Source organism: Limimaricola litoreus (genome assembly GCF_024159025.1).
Lineage (GTDB): Bacteria > Pseudomonadota > Alphaproteobacteria > Rhodobacterales > Rhodobacteraceae > Limimaricola > Limimaricola litoreus.
This window is the reverse complement of the sequence record NZ_JAMYXC010000111.1, coordinates 1-24,975: the sequence shown is the minus strand read 5'-3', so window position 1 is coordinate 24,975 and position 24,975 is coordinate 1. Positions and strand designations below refer to the sequence as shown.

At 67.9% G+C, this 24,975-nt stretch carries 27 protein-coding genes, 1 tRNA gene and 1 pseudogene; 18 read left to right on the top strand and 11 right to left on the bottom strand.

Features of this window, described 5'->3' with window-relative positions; genetic code table 11:
- A pseudogene (locus tag NHG85_RS07360) lies at nt 1-437 on the bottom strand (helix-turn-helix domain-containing protein); the annotation flags it as partial.
- Nucleotides 438-680: 243 nt separating this feature from the next.
- Between NHG85_RS07360 and NHG85_RS07355 the strand changes: the two are divergent.
- A complete protein-coding gene (locus tag NHG85_RS07355; RefSeq protein ID WP_253331158.1) occupies nt 681-968 on the top strand; it encodes a DUF6477 family protein in 288 nt (95 codons plus the stop codon).
- Here NHG85_RS07355 and NHG85_RS07350 read toward each other — a convergent pair.
- Complete coding sequence (locus tag NHG85_RS07350; protein ID WP_253331156.1) at nt 961-2,523, bottom strand: trimethylamine methyltransferase family protein; 1,563 nt, start codon at nt 2,521-2,523, stop codon at nt 961-963. The two genes, NHG85_RS07355 and NHG85_RS07350, sit on opposite strands and share 8 nt — an antisense overlap.
- Before the next feature lie 170 nt (nt 2,524-2,693).
- On the opposite strand from NHG85_RS07350, the gene guaA reads away from it, so the two are divergent.
- The 10 genes from guaA to NHG85_RS07300 all read left to right on the top strand — a co-directional run bounded on the left by guaA (nt 2,694) and on the right by NHG85_RS07300 (nt 12,866).
- Nucleotides 2,694-4,262 carry a glutamine-hydrolyzing GMP synthase gene (gene guaA, locus NHG85_RS07345; RefSeq protein ID WP_253331153.1) on the top strand — a complete coding sequence of 523 codons (1,569 nt, stop codon included), beginning with the start codon at nt 2,694-2,696 and terminating at the stop codon, nt 4,260-4,262.
- 163 nt (nt 4,263-4,425) lie between these two features.
- Nucleotides 4,426-5,565, top strand: a complete 1,140-nt coding sequence (locus NHG85_RS07340; RefSeq protein ID WP_253331151.1) for an outer membrane protein transport protein — start codon at nt 4,426-4,428, stop codon at nt 5,563-5,565.
- A gap of 112 nt (nt 5,566-5,677) precedes the next feature.
- Nucleotides 5,678-6,610: a DMT family transporter gene (locus NHG85_RS07335; RefSeq protein ID WP_253331149.1), complete on the top strand. Its 933-nt coding sequence runs from the start codon at nt 5,678-5,680 to the stop codon at nt 6,608-6,610.
- 58 nt (nt 6,611-6,668) lie between these two features.
- Nucleotides 6,669-7,553: an ATPase gene (locus NHG85_RS07330; RefSeq protein WP_253331148.1), complete on the top strand. Its 885-nt coding sequence runs from the start codon at nt 6,669-6,671 to the stop codon at nt 7,551-7,553.
- A gap of 28 nt (nt 7,554-7,581) precedes the next feature.
- Entirely contained in the window at nt 7,582-8,505 is a 924-nt protein-coding gene (locus tag NHG85_RS07325) for a homoserine O-succinyltransferase (RefSeq protein ID WP_253331146.1), read from the top strand.
- Between the two features lie 7 nt (nt 8,506-8,512).
- Nucleotides 8,513-9,484: an alpha/beta fold hydrolase gene (locus tag NHG85_RS07320; RefSeq protein WP_253331162.1), complete on the top strand. Its 972-nt coding sequence runs from the start codon at nt 8,513-8,515 to the stop codon at nt 9,482-9,484.
- A gap of 41 nt (nt 9,485-9,525) precedes the next feature.
- Nucleotides 9,526-10,398 carry a polyphosphate kinase 2 gene (gene ppk2, locus NHG85_RS07315; RefSeq protein ID WP_253331144.1) on the top strand — a complete coding sequence of 291 codons (873 nt, stop codon included), beginning with the start codon at nt 9,526-9,528 and terminating at the stop codon, nt 10,396-10,398.
- A gap of 1 nt (nt 10,399) precedes the next feature.
- Nucleotides 10,400-11,017 carry a TetR/AcrR family transcriptional regulator gene (locus NHG85_RS07310; RefSeq protein WP_253331143.1) on the top strand — a complete coding sequence of 206 codons (618 nt, stop codon included), beginning with the start codon at nt 10,400-10,402 and terminating at the stop codon, nt 11,015-11,017.
- Nucleotides 11,018-11,196: 179 nt separating this feature from the next.
- Nucleotides 11,197-12,291, top strand: coding sequence for a helix-turn-helix transcriptional regulator (locus tag NHG85_RS07305; RefSeq protein ID WP_253331141.1), 1,095 nt, complete (start codon nt 11,197-11,199; stop codon nt 12,289-12,291).
- 71 nt (nt 12,292-12,362) lie between these two features.
- Entirely contained in the window at nt 12,363-12,866 is a 504-nt protein-coding gene (locus tag NHG85_RS07300) for an acyloxyacyl hydrolase (protein ID WP_253331139.1), read from the top strand.
- A 75-nt stretch (nt 12,867-12,941) separates the two neighbouring features.
- Here the strand turns inward: NHG85_RS07300 and rpsI are convergent, their stop codons facing one another.
- The 3 genes from rpsI to NHG85_RS07285 form a co-directional block, all read right to left on the bottom strand.
- Nucleotides 12,942-13,433: a 30S ribosomal protein S9 gene (gene rpsI, locus NHG85_RS07295; protein ID WP_099273139.1), complete on the bottom strand. Its 492-nt coding sequence runs from the start codon at nt 13,431-13,433 to the stop codon at nt 12,942-12,944.
- Nucleotides 13,433-13,894, bottom strand: coding sequence for a 50S ribosomal protein L13 (gene rplM / locus NHG85_RS07290; protein WP_099273136.1), 462 nt, complete (start codon nt 13,892-13,894; stop codon nt 13,433-13,435). The genes rpsI and rplM overlap by 1 nt, the downstream gene beginning before the upstream one ends.
- A 174-nt stretch (nt 13,895-14,068) precedes the next feature.
- Nucleotides 14,069-15,466 carry an aminotransferase-like domain-containing protein gene (locus NHG85_RS07285; RefSeq protein WP_253331137.1) on the bottom strand — a complete coding sequence of 466 codons (1,398 nt, stop codon included), beginning with the start codon at nt 15,464-15,466 and terminating at the stop codon, nt 14,069-14,071.
- A gap of 90 nt (nt 15,467-15,556) precedes the next feature.
- Here NHG85_RS07285 and NHG85_RS07280 point away from each other — a divergent pair, with 90 nt between their 5' ends.
- Nucleotides 15,557-15,778 (top strand): DUF1127 domain-containing protein, encoded by a 222-nt coding sequence (locus tag NHG85_RS07280; protein WP_253331136.1) that lies wholly within the window; start codon nt 15,557-15,559, stop codon nt 15,776-15,778.
- A 49-nt stretch (nt 15,779-15,827) separates the two neighbouring features.
- Here the strand turns inward: NHG85_RS07280 and NHG85_RS07275 are convergent, their stop codons facing one another.
- Entirely contained in the window at nt 15,828-16,265 is a 438-nt protein-coding gene (locus NHG85_RS07275; protein WP_253331134.1) for a PaaI family thioesterase, read from the bottom strand.
- Between the two features lie 205 nt (nt 16,266-16,470).
- On the opposite strand from NHG85_RS07275, the gene NHG85_RS07270 reads away from it, so the two are divergent.
- Nucleotides 16,471-17,178, top strand: coding sequence for a corrinoid protein (locus NHG85_RS07270; RefSeq protein ID WP_253331133.1), 708 nt, complete (start codon nt 16,471-16,473; stop codon nt 17,176-17,178).
- A gap of 8 nt (nt 17,179-17,186) precedes the next feature.
- A complete protein-coding gene (locus tag NHG85_RS07265; RefSeq protein ID WP_253331161.1) occupies nt 17,187-17,810 on the top strand; it encodes a DUF1638 domain-containing protein in 624 nt (207 codons plus the stop codon).
- Here NHG85_RS07265 and NHG85_RS07260 read toward each other — a convergent pair.
- The 4 genes from NHG85_RS07260 to purM all read right to left on the bottom strand — a co-directional run bounded on the left by NHG85_RS07260 (nt 17,807) and on the right by purM (nt 21,213).
- Complete coding sequence (locus NHG85_RS07260; protein ID WP_253331131.1) at nt 17,807-18,217, bottom strand: SufE family protein; 411 nt, start codon at nt 18,215-18,217, stop codon at nt 17,807-17,809. The two genes, NHG85_RS07265 and NHG85_RS07260, sit on opposite strands and share 4 nt — an antisense overlap.
- A gap of 100 nt (nt 18,218-18,317) precedes the next feature.
- Nucleotides 18,318-19,490 carry a ribonuclease D gene (gene rnd, locus NHG85_RS07255; RefSeq protein ID WP_253331130.1) on the bottom strand — a complete coding sequence of 391 codons (1,173 nt, stop codon included), beginning with the start codon at nt 19,488-19,490 and terminating at the stop codon, nt 18,318-18,320.
- Nucleotides 19,491-19,579: 89 nt separating this feature from the next.
- Nucleotides 19,580-20,176 carry a phosphoribosylglycinamide formyltransferase gene (gene purN / locus NHG85_RS07250; RefSeq protein ID WP_370362992.1) on the bottom strand — a complete coding sequence of 199 codons (597 nt, stop codon included), beginning with the start codon at nt 20,174-20,176 and terminating at the stop codon, nt 19,580-19,582.
- Nucleotides 20,173-21,213: a phosphoribosylformylglycinamidine cyclo-ligase gene (purM, locus tag NHG85_RS07245; protein WP_253331128.1), complete on the bottom strand. Its 1,041-nt coding sequence runs from the start codon at nt 21,211-21,213 to the stop codon at nt 20,173-20,175. The genes purN and purM overlap by 4 nt, the downstream gene beginning before the upstream one ends.
- A gap of 109 nt (nt 21,214-21,322) precedes the next feature.
- On the opposite strand from purM, the gene NHG85_RS07240 reads away from it, so the two are divergent.
- From NHG85_RS07240 to NHG85_RS07225, 4 genes are all read left to right on the top strand, one after another.
- A tRNA-Ile gene (locus NHG85_RS07240) sits at nt 21,323-21,398 on the top strand.
- Between the two features lie 573 nt (nt 21,399-21,971).
- Nucleotides 21,972-22,712 carry a VPLPA-CTERM sorting domain-containing protein gene (locus NHG85_RS07235; RefSeq protein ID WP_253331127.1) on the top strand — a complete coding sequence of 247 codons (741 nt, stop codon included), beginning with the start codon at nt 21,972-21,974 and terminating at the stop codon, nt 22,710-22,712.
- Between the two features lie 270 nt (nt 22,713-22,982).
- Nucleotides 22,983-23,249 carry a hypothetical protein gene (locus NHG85_RS07230; protein ID WP_253331126.1) on the top strand — a complete coding sequence of 89 codons (267 nt, stop codon included), beginning with the start codon at nt 22,983-22,985 and terminating at the stop codon, nt 23,247-23,249.
- A gap of 25 nt (nt 23,250-23,274) precedes the next feature.
- Nucleotides 23,275-23,979, top strand: a complete 705-nt coding sequence (locus NHG85_RS07225) for a hypothetical protein (RefSeq protein ID WP_253331125.1) — start codon at nt 23,275-23,277, stop codon at nt 23,977-23,979.
- Here the strand turns inward: NHG85_RS07225 and NHG85_RS07220 are convergent.
- Nucleotides 23,951-24,975: ATP-binding protein (locus NHG85_RS07220; protein ID WP_253331124.1), on the bottom strand; the 1,025-nt coding region annotated here is incomplete at its 5' end. The two genes, NHG85_RS07225 and NHG85_RS07220, sit on opposite strands and share 29 nt — an antisense overlap.

Here is a 24,975-nt window from a genome sequence, read left to right as displayed (position 1 = left end):
AGGCTGCGGTCGAGCCGGGCCAGCCGCTGCGCCGTGCCGTCCTCGTCCTCGCGCACCACCGCCGCCATGGGCATCTCCGAGGCCACGGCCAGCACGGCGCCCGGCTCGGCCATTCGCCGCAAGACGCGCAGCGCCTCGGCCTCTCCCCCGGCGGTCTCGGGGCGCGGTCCATGTCGGTCGTGATGGGTCATCTCGTTCTCCTCGGAGATGTCGGCACCGAAACACCGTGACAGCCGCTTCAGCCCGGCATCGACCAGCGGGTCGTCGCGCCGGCTTTCGAGCTGGCGCACCTGGCGCAGGACGGTCGAGGCATGGACCTCCGAGCGGCGGGCCAGCACCCGGATCGGCGCGCCACCCTCGACATGCTCGATGTAATGGCGCACCGCCGGAGGCACCCATCCCGGCAGCCCTGCCGAAGCGCCGTCGCGCGGTTGCACCTTCCCTCCGATGGCGGCGCATGGCGGCAGCCCCCGGCTCTCCCTGACGTCCCCAAGCTTCACGATATCGACTTTCAGTTGCCCCGGTTACCGAAGCGTTAAGCCGCTTCGAACCACTTCATCTTGGTTGAGAATTCCCAAACAAGGCTGAAGCCACCGCGCGCGCCAAGCGCTTCGGGCGCAACGCGGCGGGGGCCGTGAGAGAAAGGAGGGATCGCAGCACGAGACAAGAAGGATGCCCCCATGCAGGACCCCCTGAGCAGGATCGACGCGCTGAAGCGACCGCCGCTTCTCATCGAGGCCGCACGCTTCGGGATCGACGGCTACGACCGCACGCGACTCCTGCCGCGGCTGCTCGGCGCGGGCGCCTTCGGTCCGGCCCGCGCCGCGACGGCGCTTCTCGACCGCGAGGCCGAGCTCGAGGCGCGACGGCGTTCGGGCTCGGGCGAGTATCGCCCGTCCCGTCATGTCGAGCTGATCGTGGCGCTGATGGGCGAGGCGCGGCTCTTGCGCGCCAAGCGCCTCAGCTGAAGCTGTCGGGCATCGAGGCCTTCTTCTGCGCCACGTACTCCTCCAGCCGCTGCGCGATGTCCGGATCGAGCGGCGGCTGGCGGTAGGTGTCGAGCATCTTGGCGACCCGCGCCGTGGCCAGGGCCTGGGTGTCGCGCCCGCCCTCTTCTTCCCATGTCTCGAAGGGCTTGTAGTCGAGCAACTCGCTGCGCCAGAAGGCGGTCTTGAAATTGGCCTGGGTATGAGCGCAGCCGAGGTAATGCCCGCCGGGGCCCACCTCGCGGATCGCGTCCATCGCCTGCATTTCCTCGGACGTGTCGACGCCGCGCGCGATCTGGTGCAGCGCGCCGAGCTGATCGGCATCCATCACGAATTTCTCGAAGGAGGCCACAAGCCCGCCTTCGAGCCAGCCGCAGGAATGCAGCATGAAGTTCACCCCCGCCATCAGCCCCATGTTGAGGCTGTTGGCGCTCTCGTAGCCTGCCTGCGCATCGGGCAGCTTGGAGCCGCAGAACCCGCCCGCCGAGCGGTAGGGCAGCCCCATGCGCCGCGCGAGCTGGCCCATGCCATAGGTGATCAGCGCGGCCTCGGGCGTGCCGAAGGTCGGGGCGCCGGAGTTCATGTCGATCGAGGTGACGAAGGCGCCGACGATCACCGGCGCGCCCGGGCGCACCAGCTGGGAATAGGCCACCCCCGCCAGCGCCTCGGCCAGTACCTGCGTCAGCGTGCCCGCGACCGAGACGGGCGCCATCGCGCCGCCGACGATGAAGGGCGAGATGATGCAGGCCTGGTTGGCCTTGGCATAGACCTCCAGCGCGCCCATCATGATGCCGTCGAAGGTCAGCGGCGAGTTGATGTTGATCAGCGAGGTCATCACCGTGTTTTCGGCGACGAACTCCTTGCCGAACAGGATCTCGCACATCTCGACGCTGTCTTGCGCGCGCTCGGGCGCGGTGACCGAGCCCATGAAGGGCTTGTCCGAGAGGGTCATGTGGCTAAGCAGCATGTCGAGATGGCGCTTGTTGACGGCCACATCCGTCGGCTCGCAGACCGTGCCGCCCGAATGGTGCAGCCATTTCGACATGTAGCCGAGCTTCACGAAATTGCGGAAATCCTCGATCGTGGCATAGCGCCGCCCGCCGGCCGCGTCGCGCACGAAGGGCGGGCCGTAGACCGGGGCGAGCACGAGGTTGCGCCCGCCGATCTCGACCGAACGCTCGGGGTTGCGCGCGTGCTGGGTGAAGCTTGCGGGCGCGGTGGCGCAAAGCTCGCGCGCCAGGCCGCGCGGGATGCGCACGCGCTCGCCGTCGATGCGCGCCCCCGCCTGTCGCCAGCGCTCCAGCGCCTCCGGGTTGTCGGAGAACACCACGCCGATCTCTTCGAGCACGGTCTCGGCATTGCGCTCGATCACCGCGATGGCCGCCTCGTCGAGCACCTCGAAATCGGGGATGTTGCGGGTGATGAAGCGCGCGGTTTCGACGCTGACCGCCGTACGCTCGGCCCGGCGCGCGGCCCCTCCGCCCGACCGTCCGCGCCGCCCGCTCCGCCCGGATGCCATCTGTGCCGCTTCGGTCATTGCCCGCTCCCGTGATGCGTCTTTCGTCCCCGTGATAGCCTTGCGCGCCCGCGGCGCTTGGCCGGATTGCGCCGCCTCAGGCGCGAAAGCGACATGGGGGCCGTCATCTCGCGCTTTTTCGCTGCCGCCGCCTCTTGCGCGAAACCATTGCCGGGCCTATTCGCTGGGCCATGACCGAGCACAGCCAACAGCACCAGCGCCTTCTCATCGTGGATTTCGGCTCACAGGTAACGCAGCTCATCGCGCGCCGCCTGCGGGAGCTGAACGTCTATTGCGAGATTCATCCCTTCAACGCGGTGGACGAGGCCTTCCTCGACGCCTTTGCGCCGCAGGCGGTGATCCTGTCTGGCGGCCCCGCCAGCGTGCCCGACGAGGGCAGCCCGCGCCCGCCGATGCGAGTGTTCGAGCTGGAGGTGCCGGTTCTGGGCATCTGCTACGGCCAGCAGGTGATGATGCAGATGCTGGGCGGCGAAGTGCTGCGCGGCGACGGCACCGCCGAGTTCGGCCGCGCCCATGTCGAGCCCGAGGGCGAGGCGACCGATCTTCTGCGCGGCTGGTTCCTCGAAGGCCGCGAGCAGGTCTGGATGAGCCATGGCGATCACGTCAGCAAGCTCGCGCCGGGCTTCGAGGTCTGCGGCACCTCGCCGGGCGCGCCCTTCGCGATCACCGCCGATCTGGAGCGCCGCTTCTACGCGGTGCAGTTCCATCCCGAGGTGCACCACACCCCGAACGGCCGGACCTTCCTCGAGAACTTCCTGCACATTGCGGGCTTCACCGGCGACTGGACCATGGGCGCCTACCGCGAGGAGGCGATCCGCCTCATCCGCGAGCAGGTCGGCGATGCCAAGGTGATCTGCGGCCTCTCGGGCGGCGTCGACAGCTCCGTCGCCGCGGTGCTGATCCACGAGGCGATCGGCGACCAGCTCACTTGCGTCTTCGTCGACCACGGGCTGCTGCGCGAGGGCGAGGCCGAGCAGGTCGTCACCATGTTCCGCGACCATTACAACATGCCGCTCATCCACGCGCAGGAGGAGGATCTCTTTCTCAACGCGCTGGAGGGCGTCTCGGACCCCGAGGTCAAGCGCAAGACCATCGGCAAGCTCTTCATCGACGTGTTCCAGAAGCACGCGGCCGAGGTCGGCGGCGCCACCTTCCTCGCGCAGGGCACGCTCTACCCTGACGTGATCGAGAGCGTCAGCTTCTCGGGCGGGCCGAGCGTCACGATCAAAAGCCACCACAACGTCGGCGGTCTGCCCGAGAAGATGGGGCTGAAGCTCGTCGAGCCGCTGCGCGAGCTGTTCAAGGACGAGGTCCGCGCGCTTGGCCGCGAGCTCGGCCTGCCCGACAGCTTCATCGGGCGTCACCCCTTCCCCGGGCCCGGCCTCGCGATCCGCTGCCCCGGCGAGATCACCCGCGAAAAACTGGCGATCCTGCGCCGCGCCGACGCGATCTATATCGACCAGATCCGCAAGCACGGCCTCTACGATGAGATATGGCAGGCCTTCGTGGCGCTGCTGCCGGTGCGCACCGTCGGCGTGATGGGCGACGGTCGGACCTATGACTACGCCTGCGCGATGCGCGCGGTCACCTCCGTCGACGGCATGACCGCCGATTACTACCCCTTCACCCACGAGTTCCTCGGCGAGACCGCGACGCGGATCATCAACGAGGTGCGCGGCATCAACCGCGTCACCTATGACGTGACCTCGAAGCCGCCGGGCACGATCGAGTGGGAATGATCCTGGAAAAGGCCCCTCCGGGGGCCTTTTTCATGCCCGCCGCTGATGCAACGATGTGACGCTGCGACGTGCACGTCAACCTGCCGTTGCGTTACAGATTGCGGGAACGGGACGCTCCCTCTCTGCTGACGGCGGAGGACGCTTCATGCGACAGGGAGACGACATGAAACTGCATTTTGGCGCGACAAGCGCGATGGCGCTGGCGGCGGCGCTGACGGCCACGGGCGCGGGCGCGATCGGCCTCGACCGGTCGAACCAGGACGTGACGGCCATCTTCGAGGAGGGCAACGTTCTGGAGCTGAGCTTCGGCAAGGTGTTCCCGGAACTTTCTGGCCAAGACGTCGCCTTGTTTGGCGGCGGGGAATACGACAACGTGGGCGAGGATTTCCTCAACGTGTCGACCAGCGCGAAGATGGATTTCGGCAATGGCTTCTCCGGCGCCGTCATCATCGATCAGCCCTTCGGCGCCGACATCGACTATCCGACCACCGCGCTCGCCTTGGGCGGCACGATGGCGCAGCTCGACGGCCACACGATCACGGCGGTGGGCCGCTACCAGTTCAATGAGAATGTCAGTGTCCACGCCGGCTTCCGGCGCCAGACGCTCGAGGGAGACATCACCCTGTTGGGTGCGGCTTATGGCTCGCTGAGCGGATATTCGGTGGCACTGGGGGAGAACGACTCCACGGGCTACCTCATCGGCGCGGCCTATGAGATCCCCGAGATCGCGCTGCGCGCTGCGCTGACCTACAATTCGGCGATCGAGCACGATTTCGACACCACCGAGGCCATCGGCGACACGGTCGTCTCCGCCGACACTACGACCACGGTAGAGACACCCGAAAGCTGGAACCTAGACCTGCAAACGGGGATTGCGCCCGACACGCTTGCCTTTGCCAATATTCGATACGCTGCCTATGAGGATACCAAGGTCCAGCCTGCCTTCTTCGCGGCGAACACGCTGCCGGGAACCAGCCTGACCAATATCGATGACAACTATCAGGTGCAGGTCGGCGTCGGTCGCAAGTTCTCGGAGATGTTCGCAGGCCAAGTCGCGATCGGCTTCGAGCCGGAGGGCGACGAGCGCATCTCGCCGCTCGATCCGACCAACGGTAAGCGTTGGGTGAGCCTCGGCGGCGCCTACGACTTGGGAACGGTGACCCTGTCGGGCGGCATCCGCTACACCATGCTCGGCGATGCCAACCCAGAGACGCGCAATCCCGATGGCACGATCTCCGACCGTGCCGTATTCAACGACAACTCGGCCGTCGCGGTTGGCATGAGCGTGGCCTACCGCTTCTGATCCCGCGCGGATCGCTCGGAGGGGCCGGCCCACGCGCCGGCCCCTTCGCCCTTTCCATGCTTCCCGCATGTTTCGGATTGCGCCTGCGCAAGCGGCGTGCACAGTGCCCGGTATGACGGCACAGAAAACCATGACCAACGCGGCCTGGGCGCAGCTCGGCCTGCTCGCCCTGATCTGGGGCGGCTCGTTCCTGTCGGTGCGGGTCGCGCTCGATCAGGTCGGGCCGATGTGGATCGTTGGGCACCGCGCGGTCTGGGCCGCTGCCGTGCTCTGGCCCGTGGTGCTGCTGCGCCGCCTGCCCTTGCCCCGCGGCCTGCGGATCTGGGGCGTGCTGATCGTCATGGGCGCGCTCAACAATGCCATTCCCTTCGGTCTTCTGGCCTGGGGGCAGCAGCATGTCGAAACCGGCCTCATTGCCATTCTCAACGCCTCGACCGCGATCTTCGGCGTGCTTTTCGCCGCGATCTTCTTTGCCGACGAGCGGCTCTCGGCGCGCAAGGGGGCGGGCGTGGCGCTCGGGTTTTCCGGCGTGGTCTGGGTGATCGGCCCCGCGGCGCTCTCGGGCTTCGATCCGGGCGCGCTGGGCCAGATGGCGGCGATCGGCGCCACGGTCTCCTATGCGCTGGCGGGGGTCTGGGCGCGCAAGAAAATGGGTGGCCTGCCGCCGCTGACCTCGGCGGCGGGGATGACCACCGGGGCCGCGCTGATCATCGTGCCGATCGCGCTTCTGACCGAGGGCGCGCCCGCGCTCGACCTCGCCCCCGCCACAATCGGCGCGCTGGCCTATGTCTCGATCGGATCGACCGCGCTGGCCTATATCATCTACTACCGCGTCATCGCCATCGCGGGCAGCGGCAACGTGCTCCTGGTGACGCTGATGGTGGCGCCCGTGGCGATCCTCCTGGGCGTCGCGGTACTCGGCGAGACGCTGCCCGCGCGGGCCTATGCGGGGTTTGCGCTGCTGGCCTGCGGCCTTGTCGTGCTCGACGGGCGGCTCTTGCGGCGCAGGCGCGCGCGCGGGGCCGCGCCCGCGCCGCGGTTCTGATCCCCATGGCCCAAGTTCCGGCTGGACCGTGCGCCGCCCGCCCGCTACCCATGCGCGCATGATCCATTCCTCCGCCTCGGACTGGCTGTCCGCCCCGCGCAAACGCGTTCTGTTCTTTGGCATGTCGGGGCTGGGCAAGACCCATGTGTCGAACCTGCTGCGCCGTTCGGGCGACTGGTTCCACTATTCGATCGACTACCGCATCGGCACTCGCCACATGGGCGAGCTCATCGCCGACAACGCCAAGCGCGAGGCGATGAAGGTGCCGTTTCTGCGCGATCTGCTGCTGTCGGACAGCATCTACATCGGCTCCAACATCAGCTTCGACAATCTCGCCCCCGTCTCGACCTATCTCGGAAAGCCCGGCTGCGCGGAGAAGGGCGGCCTGCCCTTCGAGACCTACCGCCAGCGGCAGGAGCAGTTTCGCCGCGCCGAGATCGCCGCCCTCGAAGACACGCCGTGGTTCATCGAGCGGGCAGAGGCGCTTTATGGCTATCCGCATTTCGTCTGCGACACGGGCGGCTCGATCTGCGAATGGGTCGATCCCGACGACCCGAACGATCCGCTGATGACGCTCTTGTCCGAGCAGATGCTGATGATCTGGATCGAGGGATCGGAGGCGCATACCGCGGAGCTGGTCCGCCGCTTCGACCGCGCGCCCAAGCCCATGGCCTACAGCCCCGAGTTCCTGATGCGCTGCTGGCGCGACTACCTCGCCGAGACCGGGCTTTCGGACTCCCGCGTCGATCCCGACGCCTTCATCCGCTGGACCTATGCCAAGGCGCTGGCGCATCGCCAGCCGCGCTATGCCAAGATGGCGGCGCGCTGGGGCCTCGCCATCCCGGCCGAGGCGCTGGCCGATCTCTCCTCGGCCGAGGATTTCGACGCCGTCGTGGCCGAAGCCCTCGACGCCCGGCTTGGCAAGCGCCGCCGCGAAGCCTAGATCACCCCTTCCATCAGAAGGTTGCACCATGCCCATCAAGATCCCCGAAGCCCTCCCCGCCTACTCCGTGCTGACGCGCGAGGGCGTGATGGTGATGTCGGAGGATCAGGCGGCCCGGCAGGACATCCGGCCCCTGAAGATCGGCCTGCTGAACCTGATGCCCAAGAAGATCCAGACCGAGACGCAGTTCGCCAGGCTGATCGGCGCGACGCCGCTGCAGATCGAGCTGACGCTCATCCGCATGTCCGAGCACGAGGCGCGCAACACCACGCCCGAGCACATGGAGGAGTTCTACCACCCCTTCTCCGAGATCGAAGCCTCGGGCCAGAAGTTCGACGGCTTTCTCGTCACCGGCGCGCCGGTCGAGCATCTCGATTTCGACGCCGTGACCTATTGGGACGAGCTGCGCCGCATCTTCGACTGGGCCGAGACCCATGCCCATTCCACCTTCGGCGTCTGCTGGGGCGGCATGGCGCTAATCGCGCATCGGCACGGCGTGGCCAAGCACCTGCTCGACCAGAAGGCCTTTGGCTGTTTCCGGCACCGCAACCTCAAGCCCGACAGCCCCTATCTGCGCGGCTTTTCGGATGATTGCACCGTGCCGGTCAGCCGCTGGACCGAAATCCGGCAGGAGGAGATCGACGCGCGGCCCGAGCTGGTGACGCTCCTGGCCTCGGACGAGGTCGGCCCCTGCCTCGTCGAGGATCCGGCGCGGCGTACGCTCTACATCTTCAACCATTTCGAATACGACAGCCACACGCTCAAGGAAGAATACGACCGCGACGTGGCGGCGGGCAACGCCATCGGCGTGCCGGCGAACTACTACCCCGACGACGACCCCTCCAAGCCGCCCTCGAACCGCTGGCGCAGCCACGCGCATCTGCTCTACGGCAACTGGATCAACGAGATCTACCAGACCACCCCCTACGACCTGAACGACATTGGCCGCTAGGGTGGTGCTGAAGCTCGCCGCCCTCGTCGCGATCATGGCCGTCGCGGGCTGTGCCTTGGTCGATCACCGCGCCGACCGGCGCGAGGCGGAGGCGGTGCAGGCGCATCCGCCCTTGGGCCAGTTCGTTGAGGTTGAGGGCAAGCGCGTGCATGCGCTGGTCTCGGGCACGGGGCCCGACCTGGTGCTGATCCACGGCGCCTCGGGCAATTTGCGCGACATGGCCTTCGACCTCGTCGACCGGCTCGACGATCGCTACCGCGTCATCGCCTTCGACCGGCCGGGTCTGGGCTATTCCGATCCGATCGATCCGGCGGCCGATGACGCCTTCACCACCCGCGCCGACAGCGTCGCGGCGCAGGCGCGGCTGCTGCAGGCCGCCGCCGCACAGCTCGGGGCCGACAAGCCGATCGTGCTGGGCCACTCCTTTGGCGGCGCGGTCGCCATGGCCTGGGCGCTGGAGCGGCCCGAGGACATCGCCGCCGTGGTCGACGTCTCGGGCGCCACCATGCCGTGGGAAACCGGCCTTGGCGCGCTTTACGACATCAACGGCTCGGCGCTCGGCGGCGCGGTGGTGCCGCCGCTCATCGCCGCATTCGCACCCGAGGCCATGGTCGAGGAGACGGTCGAGCGGGTTTTTGCGCCCAACCCGGTGCCAGAGGGCTATGCCGAATTCGTGGGCGCCAGCCTCGCGGTGCGGCGCGACAGCCTGCGCGTCAACGCGCGGCAGGTCACCGGGCTCCTGCCGCAGGTCACGGGGATGCGCGAGCGCTACGCCTCGATCGACCTGCCGGTCGAGATCGTGCACGGCGTCGCCGACACCATCGTGCCGCTCGAAGTGCATTCCGCCCGTCTGGCCGAGCTGATCCCCGGGGCGAACCTGCGCGTGCTTGAAAACGTTGGTCACATGCCGCATCACACCACCCCGCTCGAGGTGATCGCGGCGATCGACCGGGCCGCGGCGCGCGCAGGATTGCACTGACCCGGCCCGGATCGCAACATGGCCCGCGCGAGGAGAGACAAATGACCAAGCCGTTCGACGCCGCGATCAGCCGCTTTCACGACGAGGAAGCGCCCGAGGAGATCCGTCGCGCCCTGGCCGAGGCCGGCAAGGGCGACATCGCCAGCCCGCGCTTTCCCTATCCCGAAAAATGGAAGCGCAAGGCCTATGAGGCCGAGATGGACGCGCTGCAGGTCGAGCTAGTCAAGATGCAGGCTTGGGTCAAGCAGACGGGCCAACGCGTCGTGGTGCTCTTCGAGGGGCGCGACGCCGCCGGCAAGGGCGGCACGATCGCCCGGTTTCGCGAGAACCTGAACCCGCGCGGCGCCCGCGTCGTGGCGCTGGCCAAGCCGTCCGAGATCGAGGCGGGCCAGTGGTATTTCCAGCGCTACGTGCGCGAGCTGCCCACCGCCGGGGAAATCGTCTTCTTCGACCGCTCGTGGTACAACCGCGCGGTGGTCGAGCCGGTGTTCGGCTTTGCCGATGAGGATCAGGTCGCGCGCTTCTACGACCAGCTCGCCCCCTTCGAGAAGATGCTGACCGATGACGGCATCCTGCTGTTCAAGCTGTGGATCAACGTCGGCCGCGCGACGCAGCTCGAACGCTTTCTCAAGCGCGAGAACGACCCCCTCAAGCAGTGGAAGCTGTCATGGGTCGATGTCGAGGGGCTGCGCAAGTGGGACGCCTATACCGACCGCATCGCCACCATGTTCGAGCGTAGCGATTTCGATTTCGCGCCATGGACGGTGGTGCGCGGCGACGACAAGCGGCGCGCGCGGGTGGCCGCCATCCGCCGCGTGCTCTCGAACCTCGATTACCCCGACAAGGACGCGCAGGCCGTCCGCGAGGTCGACCCAAGGATCGCGGGCGGGCCCGACATCTGGCCGCGCGACTGACGTGGCCAAGCAGGGGTATCACCACGGCAACCTGCGCCAGGCGCTGGTCGAGGCCTGCCTGAAGCTGATCGAGGCCAAGGGCCCGACCGGCTTCACCCTCTCGGAAGCCGCGCGCGAGGCGGGGGTGACCCCGGCGGCGGTCTACCGCCATTTCGCAGGGCGCGAGGATCTCATCGCCGAAGCCGCGCGGCAGGGCTACGAGATCTTCGCCGACCTGCTCGACTATGCCTATGACGGCGGTCGCCCCTCGGTGCTGGCCGCCTTCGAAAAGACGGGCCGCGCCTATCTCGCCTTCGCGCGCAAGCACCCGGGCCATTACGTCGCCATGTTCGAAAGCGGCATCTCGGTGCAGCGCACGCCCGAGCTGGCCGCTGCCTCCAGCCGTGCGCTCGGCGTGCTCGAGCGCGCGGCCGAGGCATTGTCCGAGCGCATTCCCGCAGACCGCCGCCCGCCGCCGCAGATGTTCGCGGCGCATGTCTGGGCGATGAGTCACGGCGTGGTCGAGCTCTTCGCGCGCGGCTCGCCTGGAACGCGCGCGCCCTTCCCGCCCGAGGATCTGCTCGAAAGCGGCATCGGCGTCTACCTGCGCGGGTTGGGGCTGATTGCGCCCGACGGGTAACATGGGTGGTGAATCCTGCCCGATACCGGGAAACTAGGAGAACGACCAACTGGACAGGACCCACCAATAACAGTCAGTGTCACGAGCAGAGGGAAGCTGCATGGTTCGTTTGAACCAGAGGCCCCATTGTTTCGAAGGCGCATATGCCTCCATTGCCGAGTGACCCTGAGATTGCCGGTTTGTGCGATGACATCTATCGCAGCGCGATCTCGCCCGAGATGTGGGAAACCCTGCCCGGTCGCCTTGCGGCGGTCGCGGGTGGCGGCTCCTGGGCGCTGCAGCTGGTGCGCCCGGGCACGCCGTGGCGCAGCGCGGTGCATGGCGTAGGGTTCGACCCCGATCTTCTCGCGCTCTATCCCGACCGCTATGCCGCGCAGAATCCATGGCTGTCGGGGCTGATGCGCATGCCCGCGCTGCAGCTTATTCGCGACAGCCAGATCCTCGATCCCGAGGAGCTGCTGCAATCCGAGTTCTACGCCGATTTCCTCAGGCCTCAGGGCGATATCCACAGGGCCTGCGGCATGGTTCTGCTGCGCGGGGAGTGCGGCGGGCTGATCGCCAGCTGCAATTACGCGCCGCGTCATGCCGAGAGCATCGGCGCCGCGGCCGGCCGAATCCTCGCCATGGTGGGTCCGCATCTGCGCCGGGCCTTCGAGCTGACGCAGCTGTTCGAGCGCAATATCATATGCGCAAGCGCCCGGATCATGGATGGGACGGCCGGGCCGCACGCCTGCCTGGCGCTTGATTCGCGCTCGCGCCTCGTGGCCTGCGATACGCGCGGCGAAGCGCTGCTCTCGGCCGGCAAGGCGCTGCGCCTCGGGCGGGATAGACGGCTGCGGTTCCTCGACGATGCGGCCAATGCCGCGCTCGACGCCGGGCTCGGGCTGGGCGGGCACGCGGGGCACGGCTTCGTGGTGCCCGACGGTCCCGCGGGGCGGATGCTGGCCCGGCTGGCGCCGCTGCCGCGCCCGCGCGCCATTGCCCCGATCGAGATTGCCCTCGCCCCAGAGCGGGCGGTCGCGGCGCTGATCCTGACCACGCCGAGCCGCGGCGGCGGCATGGCGGACGAGGATCTGCAGGCGCTGTTCGATCTGACGCCGGCCGAGAGCATGGTGCTGCGCCAGCTCTGCGCGGGGCTGTCCACATCCGAGGTCGCCGCCCTGCGCGGCGTCAGCCAGAACACGGTGCGCAACCAGATCTGCAGCCTGTTCGACAAGACCGGCACGCGGCGGCAGGCCGAACTCGTGGCGCTCGTGGCACGGCTCGGCACCTGATCGCGCCGCCACGCTTGCCCCAGCTGCGCGAAAACGCAAGGTGGCGTCGATACAATTCGGAGGAGTTTCGGATGGACGGCTCGCTTGCCCTTCTCTTCGTTCTGGTGGCCGCGGCCGATCTGCATGTCTCTGACTGCGCGACCGCGCCTTGCGCCGCCCCCGCTCCGGCGCGCACCGCGCTGCAATACGGCGAGGTGCTGTTCCAGCGCGAACGCCAGGGTGGCGAGATCTACCTCCAGCATCACCTGGCGGCGCGCTACGGCATGCTGGAGCCGGTGGTCGGCCTGTCGGTCTCGTCGGACGGCGATGCCTGGCTGGGCGCCGGGCTGCAATGGACCGGTGCGCTGCCGCATGACAGCTTCGTGCAGCTGTCGCTCATGCCGGGGCTCTATGCGCCGATGAACGGGCCCGATCTGGGGCATGCGGTTGAGTTTCGCTCCTCGGCCGGCGTGGGCTACGAGTTCGACAATGGCGCGCGGATCTCGCTGCAGTTCGATCACCGCTCGAACGCCGGCCTGTCCGATCCCAACCCCGGGCTGGAGACCTTCGGGCTGCGCGTCGCCCTGCCGCTCTGAGTGAGTCGGGCTGAGAGATACAAAAAGGGCGGCCCCATCGGGGCCGCCCTTTCCGAAAGTTTCGAACGCCAGCGATCAGCGCTTGGAGAACTGGAAGCTCCGGCGGGCCTTGCGGCGGCCGTACTTCTTGCGCTCGACGACGCGGCTGTCGCGGGTCAGGAAGCCGGCGGCCTTCAGCGCGCCGCGCAACGAGGGATCGTAGAGCTGCAGCGCCTTGGAGACACCGTGCTTCACGGCACCGGCCTGGCCCGAGAGGCCACCGCCGGCGACGGTCGCATAGACGTCGAACTGACCGGAGACACCGGCGACCTGGAACGGCTGGCGCAGGATCATCTGCAGCACCGGGCGAGCGAAGTACTCGCTCATTTCCTTGCCGTTGACGGTGACCTTGCCGGAGCCCGGCTTGATCCAGACGCGGGCGACCGCGTCCTTGCGCTTGCCGGTGGCGTAGGAACGGCCCAGCTCGTCACGGACGGGCTCGCGGGGGGCGAGCGCCTCGGTGTTGACCTGACCTTCGGTCGAGACGGCTTCGCCGAGCTCTTCGAGCGAGTTGATCTGATCGGCCATTATGCGGTCCTCGTGTTCTTCTTGTTCATGGACGTGACGTCCAGAACCTCGGGCTTCTGGGCCTCCATGCCGTGCTCGGCACCGGCGAAGACGCGCAGATGGGTCATCTGCGTGCGCGACAGGCGGTTGCCTGGCAGCATGCGCTTGACGGCCTGCATGACGACGCGCTCGGGATGCGCACCCTCGAGGATCTGCTGCGTGGTGCGCGACTTGATCCCGCCCGGGTGGCCGGTGTGCCAGTAATGCGGCTTCTCGCGCTTCTTGCCGGTCAGCTGCACCTTGTCCGCGTTGATCACGATGACATTGTCACCCATGTCCATGTGCGGGGTGAAGGAGGCCTTGTGCTTGCCGCGCAGGCGCATGGCGATGATCGAGGCGAGGCGGCCCAGAACGACACCCTCGGCGTCGATCAGGATCCACTTCTTGTCGATATCCGCCGGGGTAGCGGTAAAGGTTTTCATGGTTCTGCCCTTGATCTGCAACGCGCACCGCCCCGTACGGGCCGCTCGCGCAAATTCGATTTGGCGGGTTCTAAACGAAGCTGGCGCACAGTCAAGCGCAGCAAGACTTCAAAAACCCATGCAAATCAGATGCTTGCAAATATGGTATCAGGATACCCCATAATTTCGCGGGTTTCAGACCTCCATCACATGCGGCGGTGCGGCGAGAAGCCCCGCGAGGCGGTCGATCGCCGTCTCGAAGGCGGCGTCCTCTCTCAGACCGGTGAGCGCGAGGCGGACCGCCGAAGGCGCGCGCCCGTCGATCAGGGCGAACTCGTCGGCGGGCTTGATCCGGATGTTCTTGGCGTCCGCGGCGCGGCTGAGCGAGGAGGGCCGCCAGCCGCGCGGCAGGTCGAGCCAGGCAAAGGGCACGCCCTCGCGGCTGCGCGGCCGCCATGGCGCGAGACGGCGGTTGAGATAATCCAGGCGCCGGCTCTGCACCTTCAGCACCGCGTCGCGCACCCGTGCCGCCAACCCGTCCGAGAGCGCCGCCTCGGCCAGCGAGACGGTCGGGCGCGACAGGCCGAAGAACTGCTGCTGCGCCGCGATGCGCGGCAGCATGGCCCGTCCGGGGGCCGAGAGGATCGCGCCGAGCCGCAGATCGGGGCTCAGCGTTTTGGACAGCGTCGTCACCACCCACGACCGCTCGGGCGCGAGGCGGCGGTAGCTCGCATCCTCGCCCGCATCGGAACGGAAGCAATCATCATCGATGATTTGAAGGTTGTACTGGCGCGATATTGATACAATTTGCGCCCGCCGCTCCGGCGAGGTCCGGATCGTCGTTGGATTGTGCGCCTCGGCACTGGTACAAAGCAGCTGCGCGCCGCTCTCCCGGCAGGCCCGCTCCAGCGCATCGGGCAGGAGCCCCTCCCCGTCGAAGGCGATGCCGCGGATCTCCGCCCGGACGAGGGCTGCGGCGTGGCGAAACCCGGGATAGGCCAGCTCCTCGGTCAGCACCACCGGGCGCGGGCCGTGCAGGAGCGCCTGCAGCAGCACCACCATGCCGTGCTGTGCGCCCGAGGTGAGCACAAGATCCTCGGCCTCCAGCGGGCCATGGGCGGGGGTGGCGAACCATTCGGCCAGAAGCGCGCGCAGCGGCGCGTCGGCCTCGGGGCGCGGATAGCCGACATAGGCGCCGGGTGGCGGTTCGGGCAGGTTTTTCAACAGGTCATGCAGCATCCGGCCCTGCCCCACATCGGCCACCTGCGCGGTGCGCAGGTTGAGCATCTCGCCCTCCGGACCCGTGCCCGAGGGATCAATCAGCGCCGGCAGCGGCGTCGGCATGTCCGGCTCGGCCACGAAGGTGCCTCGCCCGACCACGGCGCGCAGCACCTCCTGCTCGACGAGGTCCTTGTAGGCCCGCGCTACCGTGCCCGGCGTCACCCCGAGCCGCCAGGCCACCTCGCGCACCGGCGGCAGGCGATGTCCCGGTGCGATGGTGCCGGAGCCGATCGCCTCCTGGATCGAGCGCTTCAGCGCCTGATGCTTGACCGACCCGCCGCCATCGAGGCTGGGCCACCATATTGTATCCATGACAAAACTTCCCTAGACGTCAGTTTTCACGCATTGTATGCCTTTATCCGAACCATATACAACTATTGTACCAATACAAGAGAAGCCGACATGACCACGCTCGCCCGCACCGCCACGCCCTTCGAGGCCGCCCTCGATCAGGGAGCCTCCTCCGCGCTTCTCGCCGGGCTGGCTCGCCGCGTGGCGGTCTGGAAGCGCCGCGCGCGCACGCGCCGCGCACTGTCGCACCTCGAGCCGCACATGCTGCGCGACCTCGGCCTCGATCCCGTCTCGGCCGAGCGCGAGGCGGCACTCCCGTTCTGGAAGGGCTGATCCCCGGCCCGACCACGCCTGCGGGGCCGGAGCGATCCGGCCCCTTTTTTCATGCAGGCATCGCGCCCTGCGCCGGATCGGGCGGGATCGAATAGGTCATCGAGGCACGCGCCACCGGCGCATCCTGCCCCTCGCTGAACAAGAGCGCCTCGCCCACCGCCAGCCTGCGTCCGAGCTTCAACAGCCGCGTCTCGGCCAGAAGATCCGCTTTGGCCGCGGGACGGCGCAGGAAGTCGATCGTGGCCCCGGTGGTCACCGCCTGCGCGACCGGGCCGATCTCGGACAGGATTGCGAGATAGATCGCGACATCGGCCAGCCCGAACATCGACGGCCCCGAGACCGTGCCGCCGGGGCGCAGATGCAGCGCCGTCACCCGCAATCGCAGCACCAGCCGCCCCTCCTCCGCCCGTTCCACCGCGAACTGCTCGGCCACCTGTGCGAAATCGCGCTCCAGAAATGCGGTCAGCGCCGCTGCGTCCATCTTCATGCCGTCCTCCCTGCCGCCACGGTTTCTCAGGCGCGCACGGCGGGCAAGCCCCTAGTTGAGGCGGGCTCATAACTGTCGTGGGGTCTTTTCATTTGCATCCTCGTCGGTTGCGATGCAGGCAGTGTCGGAAACGGCCGCGACCCGCGCGCCGAACCGGGCGTTGATCGGCCCGAAGAGCAATGCCCGCCCCGAGGAGCCCCGTGACATGGCTGACGAAGACGACGACCTGATCCTCTCCGAACTCGACGACGAAGAGCTTGTCGCGCAGATGTTCGACGATCTCTACGACGGCATGCGCGACGAGATCATGGAGGCCACGCAGATCCTGCTCGATCGCGGCTGGGCCCCCTATGACGTGCTGACCAAATCCCTGGTCGGCGGCATGACCATCGTCGGCAACGATTTCCGTGATGGCATCCTCTTCGTGCCCGAGGTGCTGCTTGCGGCCAATGCGATGAAGGGCGGCATGTCGATCCTCAAGCCGCTTCTGGCCGAGACCGACGCGCCGCGCATGGGCAAGATGGTGATCGGCACCGTCAAGGGCGACATCCATGACATCGGCAAGAACCTCGTGGCGATGATGATGGAAGGTGCCGGCTTCGAGATCGTCGATCTCGGGATCAACAATCCGGTCGAGAACTATCTCGAGGCGCTGGCCCGGGAGCAGGCCGACATCCTAGGCATGTCGGCGCTGCTGACCACCACCATGCCCTACATGAAGGTGGTGATCGACACGATGAAGGAGCAGGGTATCCGCGACGACTACATCGTGCTGGTGGGCGGCGCGCCGCTCAACGAGGAGTTCGGGAAGGCCATCGGCGCCGACGCCTATTGCCGCGACGCCGCCGTGGCGGTGGAGACGGCCAAGGAGCAGGTCTCGCGCCGGCACAACCGGATGCGGGCGGGCGCCTGAGCGCGTCCCTGCCCTCCGACGCCGCGCTGACGCGCGACGGCCTTGCCCCCTCGGGGCAGGGCCGCGTGCTGCTCATCGCCTGCGGCGCGCTGGCGCGCGAGATCCTCGCGCTGATCGGGCACAATGGCTGGGACCATCTCGACCTGCATTGCCTGCCCGCGATCCTGCACAACCGCCCCGAGCGCATCGCCCCCGCCGTCGAGGCGGCGGTGGCGGCGCGGGGCGCGGGATATGACCGGATCTTCGTGGTCTATGCCGATTGCGGCACCGGCGGCGATCTCGCCCGGACCTGCGAACGGCTGGGGCTGCACATGGTCGAGGGACCGCATTGCTACGCCTTCTACGAAGGCGTCGAGGCCTTTGCCGAGACGGGCGAGGTGACCTGTTTCTATCTCACCGATTTCCTCGTGCGGCAGTTCGATGCCTTCGTCTGGCAGCCACTGGGCCTCGACCGGCACCCGGAGCTGCGCGAGATGTATTTCGGCAATTACACCACGCTGGTCTATCAGGCGCAGACCGATGATCCGGCGCTCACCGCCCTCGCCCGCGCCCATGCCGAACGGCTGGGGCTGGGCTTCGAGCGGCGGCTGACCGGTTACGGCGATCTGGAGAGCGCGCTGGCGCGGGCCTAGGCCGCGGCCATCGCGGTCTCGCGGATGCGTTCGACCATGGCGCGCAGCCCGTTCGAGCGCTGCGCCGACAGGTGATCGTTAAGCCCGAGCCGCGCCAGCTCTGCGCCCGCGTCGATCTTGGGCACCTCGGACACCGGCGCGCCGTCGTAAAGCGCGTGCAGCACAGCGATCAGCCCGCGCACGATCATCGCGTCGCTGTCGCCCCGGAAATGATAGGTGCCGCCCTCGGGCGCGGGCACCAGCCAGACCTGGCTGGCGCAGCCCAGCACCTTGGTCGCGGGCACCTTGAATGCCTCGTCGAGCGGGTCCATAGCCTTGCCCAGCTCGATCACGTGCCGGTAGCGATCCTCCCAATCATCGAGAAACTCGAAGGTCTCGGCGATCTCCTCGAAGGCAGGCTGGGCCATCTATCTCTCCTGTTGTCCGGGCTCTGGCTCACAGGTAAGCGCTTTGCCCGCATTTGCCAGTGGGGGCCGTGGCCCCCGGTCTTGTCCGGGATGGGCCGGTTCAGAGATCGACGGTGACCACCTGCGCGCCCTTGGCGGCGAGACCCACCCGACCCTCGCACAGCGCCAGCGCCTGCTCGCCAAAGACTTCGCGGCGCCAGCCGTAGAGCGCATGCACCTCGCGCTCGCCCGCGGCCAGCGCGTCGAGATCGGCGGAGCTGGCGATCAGCTTGGGTGCCACACCCTCAGCCTCGGAGCGCGCTTTCAGCAGGACGCGCAGAAGATCCGCGAGCGCCGGGTTGACCTGAAGCTGGTCGCGCGCCTTCTCGGCGCGGGGCATCTTGTCGGCCGGCAGCTTGGCGGCGCGGTCGACCGCGGCGAGGATACCTTCGGCGATCTCGCCCTTGCGCGCGTCGCGCAGCAGAAGGCGCGACCGGCCGAGGTCCTTCTCGGTGGTCGGGCGGGTCGAGGCCAGCTCGACCAGCGCGTCATCCTTGAACACGCGCGAGCGCGGCACGTCGCGCTCCTGCGCATAGGATTCGCGGAACTGGGCCAGCTCGCGCAGGGCGGCGATGAACTTTGGGCTGTTGGAGCGCGTCTTGACCCGCTGCCACGCCTGCTCGGGATCGACGCGATAGGTCGCGGGATCGTTGAGCACGGCCATCTCCTCGGCCACCCAGCGCGCGCGACCCGATTTTCTGAGCTGCTCGGCGAGCCATTCGTAGATCACCCGAAGATGCGTCACATCGGCCAGCGCGTAGCTCTTCTGCGCTTCCGACAGCGGGCGGCGCGACCAGTCGGTGAAGCGCGAGGATTTGTCGATCTCGGCGCGGGCGATCTTGCGCACCAGCGTCTCGTAGCCCGCCTGCTCGCCAAAGCCGCAGACCATCGCCGCGACCTGCGTGTCGAACAGCGGCGCGGGAATGAGATCGGCCTCGACCTGGAAGATCTCCAGATCCTGCCGGGCCGCGTGGAACACCTTGACCACGCCCGGGTCGCGGAAGAGGTCGTGGAGCGGCGCGAGGTCGAGCCCCTCGACCAGCGGATCGACCAGAACGGCGCTGCCCTCGCCGCCATCGGGGCCGTCCTCGCCCGGATGGGCAAGCTGGATCAGGCAGAGCTTGGAATAATAGGTCCGTTCGCGCAGGAACTCGGTGTCCACCGTGACATAGGGGTGCTTCGCGGCCCTTTGGCAAAAGGCGGCGAGGTCTTCGGTGGTGGTGATGGTCTGCATGTCGTCTGAAGCCTGCGGAAATGGGGCGGCGCGGCGGCGCCGGTCCCCGTTCTCTTAGGCGATGAGGGCGCGGATGGAAACCCGCCCGCTCAGAGCCGGATCGGCGTCCGGTCGCCCACGGCAAAGCGGCGCAGCACCATGGGATAGAGGCGATGCTCCTGCTCCAGCACCCGTGCGGCCAGCGTCTGTGGCGTGTCGCCCGGATGGACCGGCACCCGCGCCTGCCCCAGCACCGGCCCGCCGTCGAGCTCCGCCGTGACCTCATGCACCGAGACGCCATGCTCGGCATCGCCCGCCTCGAGCGCGCGGGCATGGGTGTGAAGCCCGCGATACTTCGGCAAAAGCGAAGGGTGGATGTTGAGCATCCGCCCCTCCCACCGCGCGATGAAGCCCGGCGTCAGGATGCGCATGAAGCCCGCAAGGCAAATGATATCGGGGGCCGCCGCCTCCAGTCGCTCGGTCAGCGCCGCCTCGAAGGCTTCTCGGTCGCGGCCGAAGGGCTTGTGATCGACCGCCGCCGTCGGGACGCCGAGTTCGGCGGCGCGGGCAAGCCCGCCCGCTTCGGGGTCGTTGGAGGCCACAAGCACCGGGCGGCACGGGTGGTCGCCCGTCATGTCCCGCAGCAGCGCCAGCATGTTCGACCCGCCCCCCGAGATCAGGATGGCGACGCGCTTTGTTTCACTCACGACAGGGTGCCCGTATAGGCGACCCCCTGCCCGGCCGTGACGCGGCCCAGCCGGTGCACCGTCTCGCCTTCGTTTTCCAGCAGCGCGGCGATCGCCTCGGCCTTCTCTGGCGCGACGACGACGACCATGCCGATGCCGGAGTTGAAGGTCTTGAGCATTTCGGAGGTCTCCAGCCCGCCCTCGCGCATGAGCCAGTCGAAGACCGGCGGCAGCGACCAGGCGCCCAGATCGATCTCGGCGCCCAGCCCCTCGGGCAGCACGCGCGGCAGGTTCTCGGTCAGCCCGCCGCCGGTGATGTGCGCAAGGCCATGCACGCCGCCTTCGCGGATCGCCGCGAGGACCGATTTGACGTAAAGCCGCGTCGGCGCGAGCAGCGCGGCACCGAGACTTTCATCCGAAAACGGCGAGGCGTCGTCCCAACCCAGCCCCGCGCGCTCGACGATGCGGCGCACGAGAGAGTAGCCGTTGGAATGCACCCCGTCCGAGCCGAGGCCCAGAAGAACGTCGCCCTCCACCACACCATCGGGCAGCGCGTGACCGCGCTCCATTGCGCCCACGGCAAAGCCCGCAAGGTCGAAATCGCCCGCCGGGTACATGCCGGGCATCTCCGCCGTCTCGCCGCCGATCAGAGCGGCGCCCGAGGCTTCGCAGCCCGCGGCGATGCCCTCGATCACCCGCGCGGCGCTGTCGGTGTCGAGCTTGCCGGTGGCGAAATAGTCAAGGAAGAACAGCGGCTCCGCGCCCTGGCAGACGAGGTCGTTGACGCACATGGCCACGAGATCGACACCCACGCCGTCGAGATGGCCGGTATCGATGGCGATGCGCAGCTTGGTGCCCACCCCGTCGGTCGCGGCGACCAGCACCGGGTCGCTGTATCCGGCGGCCTTGAGGTCGAACAGCGCGCCGAAGCCGCCCAGGCCCGACATCGTGCCGGGGCGGTCGGTGCGCTTCGCCGCGGGCTTGATCCGTTCCACGAGCGCGTTGCCCGCATCGATATCCACCCCCGCCTGCGCGTAAGTGAGCCCGTCCTTCTGCATCGCGTCCCCCGAATGCCGGTTTGTGAAGTGACGCCGCGATACCTCAGCCCCCCCGCGAGGGCCAGCGCCAACTTGACCCGCCCCCCCGGTCTGCTAGGAGGAACGCAGGGGGCCCGTAGCTCAACGGTCAGAGCAGACCGCTCATAACGGTTTGGTTGGGGGTTCAAATCCCTCCGGGCCTACCAAAACGCCTTTCAAATTACCAATCAACAAGGCGAACCATGCGACGCGTGGGGTAAAGCCTGTCCCATGGGAATCAATTGGTTAAGCCGCCGACTGCCCCACGAAATCGGGGCTGAAACGCGTCTTAAGCGGGGCGTGAGGCTGGGCACGTCCGGTTTTCCGGATCGGGATGCCTTCAAAGGGCAGCGCAAAGCCGGACATTCGCGCTAAATCCCCTGTCGGTTCGGCTTTTCGATGCGGCTGGGCGATCTCGCAACCGTGAAGCGGGGCCAAACGGCCATGGTCCCCACCGGATGACATACTGCCACAACGCCACATGTCCGCTCGATGGCCAACGAATCGCCTACTCTTACCTGCCCCTCCACCGCACCACATCACCGCAGGACCGCGACGAGGTGTCCTGACGGTTCGCAAGGCCGGGCGAATTGGAGAGTGCAGCCGAACGATGCGTCCCGATCCGGAAGATCGTTTCCGAAATTGCATCGGAACCGCACTTCTGAGCGTAAAAGTTGCAATGCGGCGAAATCAGGGCCAAAGCTTGGCCTCATTGATCCGTCCACCTTGAAAGTATCAGAATGTTGTCCAAGTTTTCGTCATTCATAGCAGCCGGTCTTCTGGCGGGCACGGTCGCGTTTCCCGCGGCGGCAGCGTCTGTGATCCTCGATCTTCGGGGCAACGATTTTCCGTTCGGTCCAATCCTCCCGGGATCCTTTGACGTCACCGATGCCGCCACGGGCACCACCGCCACGGTGTCGGCCGGTGCGTTCAAGCATCTGGAGGTTTCGGGCCACACCGTTGGCGCCGCCTCGACCAAAGTCCACGGGGCCAGCATCGGCCGCTATTCCAGCGGTGCTGGCGTGCATAGCAGCTTCTTCGACAACCATAAGGTAGACGGTTGGAACAACCGGGACTACATCCAGATCGCGTTTGACCACGACGCCACTTTCGAATGGGCGGTGTTCGGCTCCGTATCCCATGTTGCGTCGGTCGCGTTGCTGACGGATACCAGCGGCGACGGCGAGATCGGCATCGGCGACACGACCTGGGGCCCCGTGGGGTTCGGCAGCCTGCCCGGATACCATGGCTACAAGTTCGCCAAAGCCCCGGAGGGCGTGAACATCGCTTCGCAGACCTTCGGCTTCCTCGCGCCCGATTGGAAGAGCAGCTGGAAGCTGGCGGCCGTCTCCTTTGACGTAAAGAGCCCCACGTTTAACGACGAGAACCCCTCGCCAGTGCCATTGCCCGCCTCGGGCCTGCTGCTGGTTGCCGGTCTCGGCGGTCTGGGTCTGGCGCGCCGCCGCCGCAATAAAAGCTGAGCCAATGGCGCCCGTCTCGGGTCCCATGCCGCCTTTCCCGACGCGCATCAAGCCGTCCCCGACATCGTAACTGACCCCTTTTCCGCAAATGAACAGCCGCCCGCCGGATCACCCCAGCGGGCGGCACCCTTGTTGGCCGGCAGTTGGTGGCCGACGTCCCCTTGGCACGGGGCCGGACTGCGTCAACCGCAATCGGGTCTCTTGCAACGTCTTGATCTCAACCGGGCCGCCTGCCCTGCGCAAGCTGGTCCGCAGGTGTTTGAAAGCACGATGCTGAGCGTCGATCTCGTCCAGATGGCATTGTTGCAGAACTCCCTGCCCGGCGGTTTCCAGCGCGGATCGGCCGCATGGATGGACGGCATGGCGAAGCCCATGCCTGCCCGCTACTGCACGACGAGCTGGTCCGCCTTCGACGCGGCGCTGCGCATGCGCCCTGCGCACTGCAAACGCGGCTCATCTCGCGCGGATCACCGACACTTCCGCTGGACCGGGCGCAAGGGGCGTGGCAGGTTCGGTCCCGCTGCCCCCATAATCTAGACGCTCGCATGAGATGGAGCCGCACATGATCGATCTGCCCCGGGGCCTGGGACGGCTCGATCTGCGCGTGGCCGGCGGTTTACTTGGCCTCGACCTCGTGCTGCTCGCCATCGGCATCGGCTACGGGGTGGCCGTGGCGCTCGATCCTTCCGTGCATTGGCCGCCCGCGCTTCGCTTCGATCACGACTGGGGCCTTGCGGAAATGCTGAACTACGTCAAATGGCTGGTCGCGGCCGGGGCGCTCTTTCTGGCCTGGCTGCGCGAAGGTGCACTCTTGGCCGCCGCCATGGCAGCGACGCTGCTCGTCGCGGTGGCCGACGACGCGGGCCGGCTGCACGAGCAGGGCAGCATTGCGCTCGCGCTCGCCACCGGCCTGCTGGAGCGCCACGGCACCATCGCGTTCCAGATGTGCGAACTGGTGATCTGGGCCGGGCTGGGGCTGCTGTGCGCGGTGCCGCTGTGGATCGGCTGGCGCCGGGCCGAGGCCGGTCTGCGCCGCCGCGCGCTGGGCACGGGGCTGTTCTTTGCGGGGATCGCCCTTTGCGCGATGGGCATGGACACGCTGCACACGCTGGTCGGGTTCTACTGGCCCGACCGGCCCCTGCTCAGCGGCGCCTTCATGATCGCCGAAGGCGGCGGCGAGAACCTGTTTCTCAGCCTGCTGACCGCCCAGGCGGTTGGCAGCTTCGGCCGCGCGTGGCCTAGCGCGCCAGAACCAGCTCGGCCCTGAGCCCGCCCAGCCCCTCGCTGTCGCCCAGATGCAGCGCGCCGCCATGCCCATGCGCGATATCGGCCACGATGGCGAGCCCGAGGCCGACCCCGGTGCCGCGATCCTGGTTGCGCGCCGGATCGAGCCGGGTGAAGGGGCGCATCGCCTCCTCGCGCCGGTCCTCGGGGATGCCCGGCCCGTCATCCTCGACCGACAGCCGCAGGCTGCGCGGCCCGACCGCGAGCGCCACCTCGCAACGCGTGCCGTAGCGCAACGCGTTGTTGATCAGGTTCTCCAGCGCCCGGCGCAACGCCGTGGGCCGCAGCGACATCGGCTCGGAGCGGCCCTGCACCGGGCGCAGATGCACCGCCTGCCCGGCCCGCTGCGCATCCTCGACCACCCGCGCGACGAGATCGGCGGGATCGAGCGTTTCCACCGCCTCGGACCCGTCGCCGCGAGCGAAATCGAGAAAGGCGTCGAGCAGGCGGCGCATCTCGTCGACATCCCCCACCAGCGGCGCGGCCTCCTCCTCGGGCAGCATGGTCAGCCCCAGCCTGAGCCGGGTCAGCGGCGTGCGCAGATCGTGGCTGATCCCCGAGAGCATCAGGCGGCGGGCCTGGGTCTGCCGCTCGATCCGATTGCGCATGTCGAGAAAGGCCATGCCGGCGGCCCGCACCTCCGACGCGCCCGCGGCCTTGTAGGGCAGGATGCGCCCCTTGCCATAGGCCGAGGCGACCGCCGCCAATCGGGTCACCGGGCGCAGCTGGTTGCGCAAGAAGAGATAGGCCACGAGCGTCAGCAGCGCCCCCAGCACGACGATCAGCACGATCAGCTGGTGCGGGTTGCTCGCCGAAACGCGGCGCCGGTCGAAGGTCACCGCGAGCGGGCCATGGGCGGTGCCGATCCACGCGGTCACCCTGCGCCCCTCGGCCACCTCCACCGCCAGTGGCGCGTCGAGCCCGGCGCGCAGCGTCTCGATCACGGCGCGGCCCGACAGGTCGAAGAACCGCACGGCAT

Coding starts and splice junctions, on each gene's coding strand:
- ppk2 (WP_253331144.1), top strand. CDS start 9,526: ATGACCAAGCCGTTCGACGCCGCGATCAGCCGCTTTCACGACGAGGAA.
- NHG85_RS07260 (WP_253331131.1), bottom strand. CDS start 18,217: ATGGCCCAGCCTGCCTTCGAGGAGATCGCCGAGACCTTCGAGTTTCTC.
- purM (WP_253331128.1), bottom strand. CDS start 21,213: ATGCAGAAGGACGGGCTCACTTACGCGCAGGCGGGGGTGGATATCGAT.
- NHG85_RS07285 (WP_253331137.1), bottom strand. CDS start 15,466: ATGGATACAATATGGTGGCCCAGCCTCGATGGCGGCGGGTCGGTCAAG.
- guaA (WP_253331153.1), top strand. CDS start 2,694: ATGACCGAGCACAGCCAACAGCACCAGCGCCTTCTCATCGTGGATTTC.
- NHG85_RS07335 (WP_253331149.1), top strand. CDS start 5,678: ATGACGGCACAGAAAACCATGACCAACGCGGCCTGGGCGCAGCTCGGC.
- NHG85_RS07275 (WP_253331134.1), bottom strand. CDS start 16,265: ATGAAGATGGACGCAGCGGCGCTGACCGCATTTCTGGAGCGCGATTTC.
- rplM (WP_099273136.1), bottom strand. CDS start 13,894: ATGAAAACCTTTACCGCTACCCCGGCGGATATCGACAAGAAGTGGATC.
- NHG85_RS07300 (WP_253331139.1), top strand. CDS start 12,363: ATGGACGGCTCGCTTGCCCTTCTCTTCGTTCTGGTGGCCGCGGCCGAT.
- NHG85_RS07325 (WP_253331146.1), top strand. CDS start 7,582: ATGCCCATCAAGATCCCCGAAGCCCTCCCCGCCTACTCCGTGCTGACG.
- NHG85_RS07230 (WP_253331126.1), top strand. CDS start 22,983: ATGCTGAGCGTCGATCTCGTCCAGATGGCATTGTTGCAGAACTCCCTG.
- NHG85_RS07225 (WP_253331125.1), top strand. CDS start 23,275: ATGATCGATCTGCCCCGGGGCCTGGGACGGCTCGATCTGCGCGTGGCC.
- rpsI (WP_099273139.1), bottom strand. CDS start 13,433: ATGGCCGATCAGATCAACTCGCTCGAAGAGCTCGGCGAAGCCGTCTCG.
- rnd (WP_253331130.1), bottom strand. CDS start 19,490: ATGCAGACCATCACCACCACCGAAGACCTCGCCGCCTTTTGCCAAAGG.
- NHG85_RS07235 (WP_253331127.1), top strand. CDS start 21,972: ATGTTGTCCAAGTTTTCGTCATTCATAGCAGCCGGTCTTCTGGCGGGC.
- NHG85_RS07340 (WP_253331151.1), top strand. CDS start 4,426: ATGAAACTGCATTTTGGCGCGACAAGCGCGATGGCGCTGGCGGCGGCG.
- NHG85_RS07330 (WP_253331148.1), top strand. CDS start 6,669: ATGATCCATTCCTCCGCCTCGGACTGGCTGTCCGCCCCGCGCAAACGC.
- NHG85_RS07280 (WP_253331136.1), top strand. CDS start 15,557: ATGACCACGCTCGCCCGCACCGCCACGCCCTTCGAGGCCGCCCTCGAT.
- NHG85_RS07350 (WP_253331156.1), bottom strand. CDS start 2,523: ATGACCGAAGCGGCACAGATGGCATCCGGGCGGAGCGGGCGGCGCGGA.
- NHG85_RS07270 (WP_253331133.1), top strand. CDS start 16,471: ATGGCTGACGAAGACGACGACCTGATCCTCTCCGAACTCGACGACGAA.
- NHG85_RS07355 (WP_253331158.1), top strand. CDS start 681: ATGCAGGACCCCCTGAGCAGGATCGACGCGCTGAAGCGACCGCCGCTT.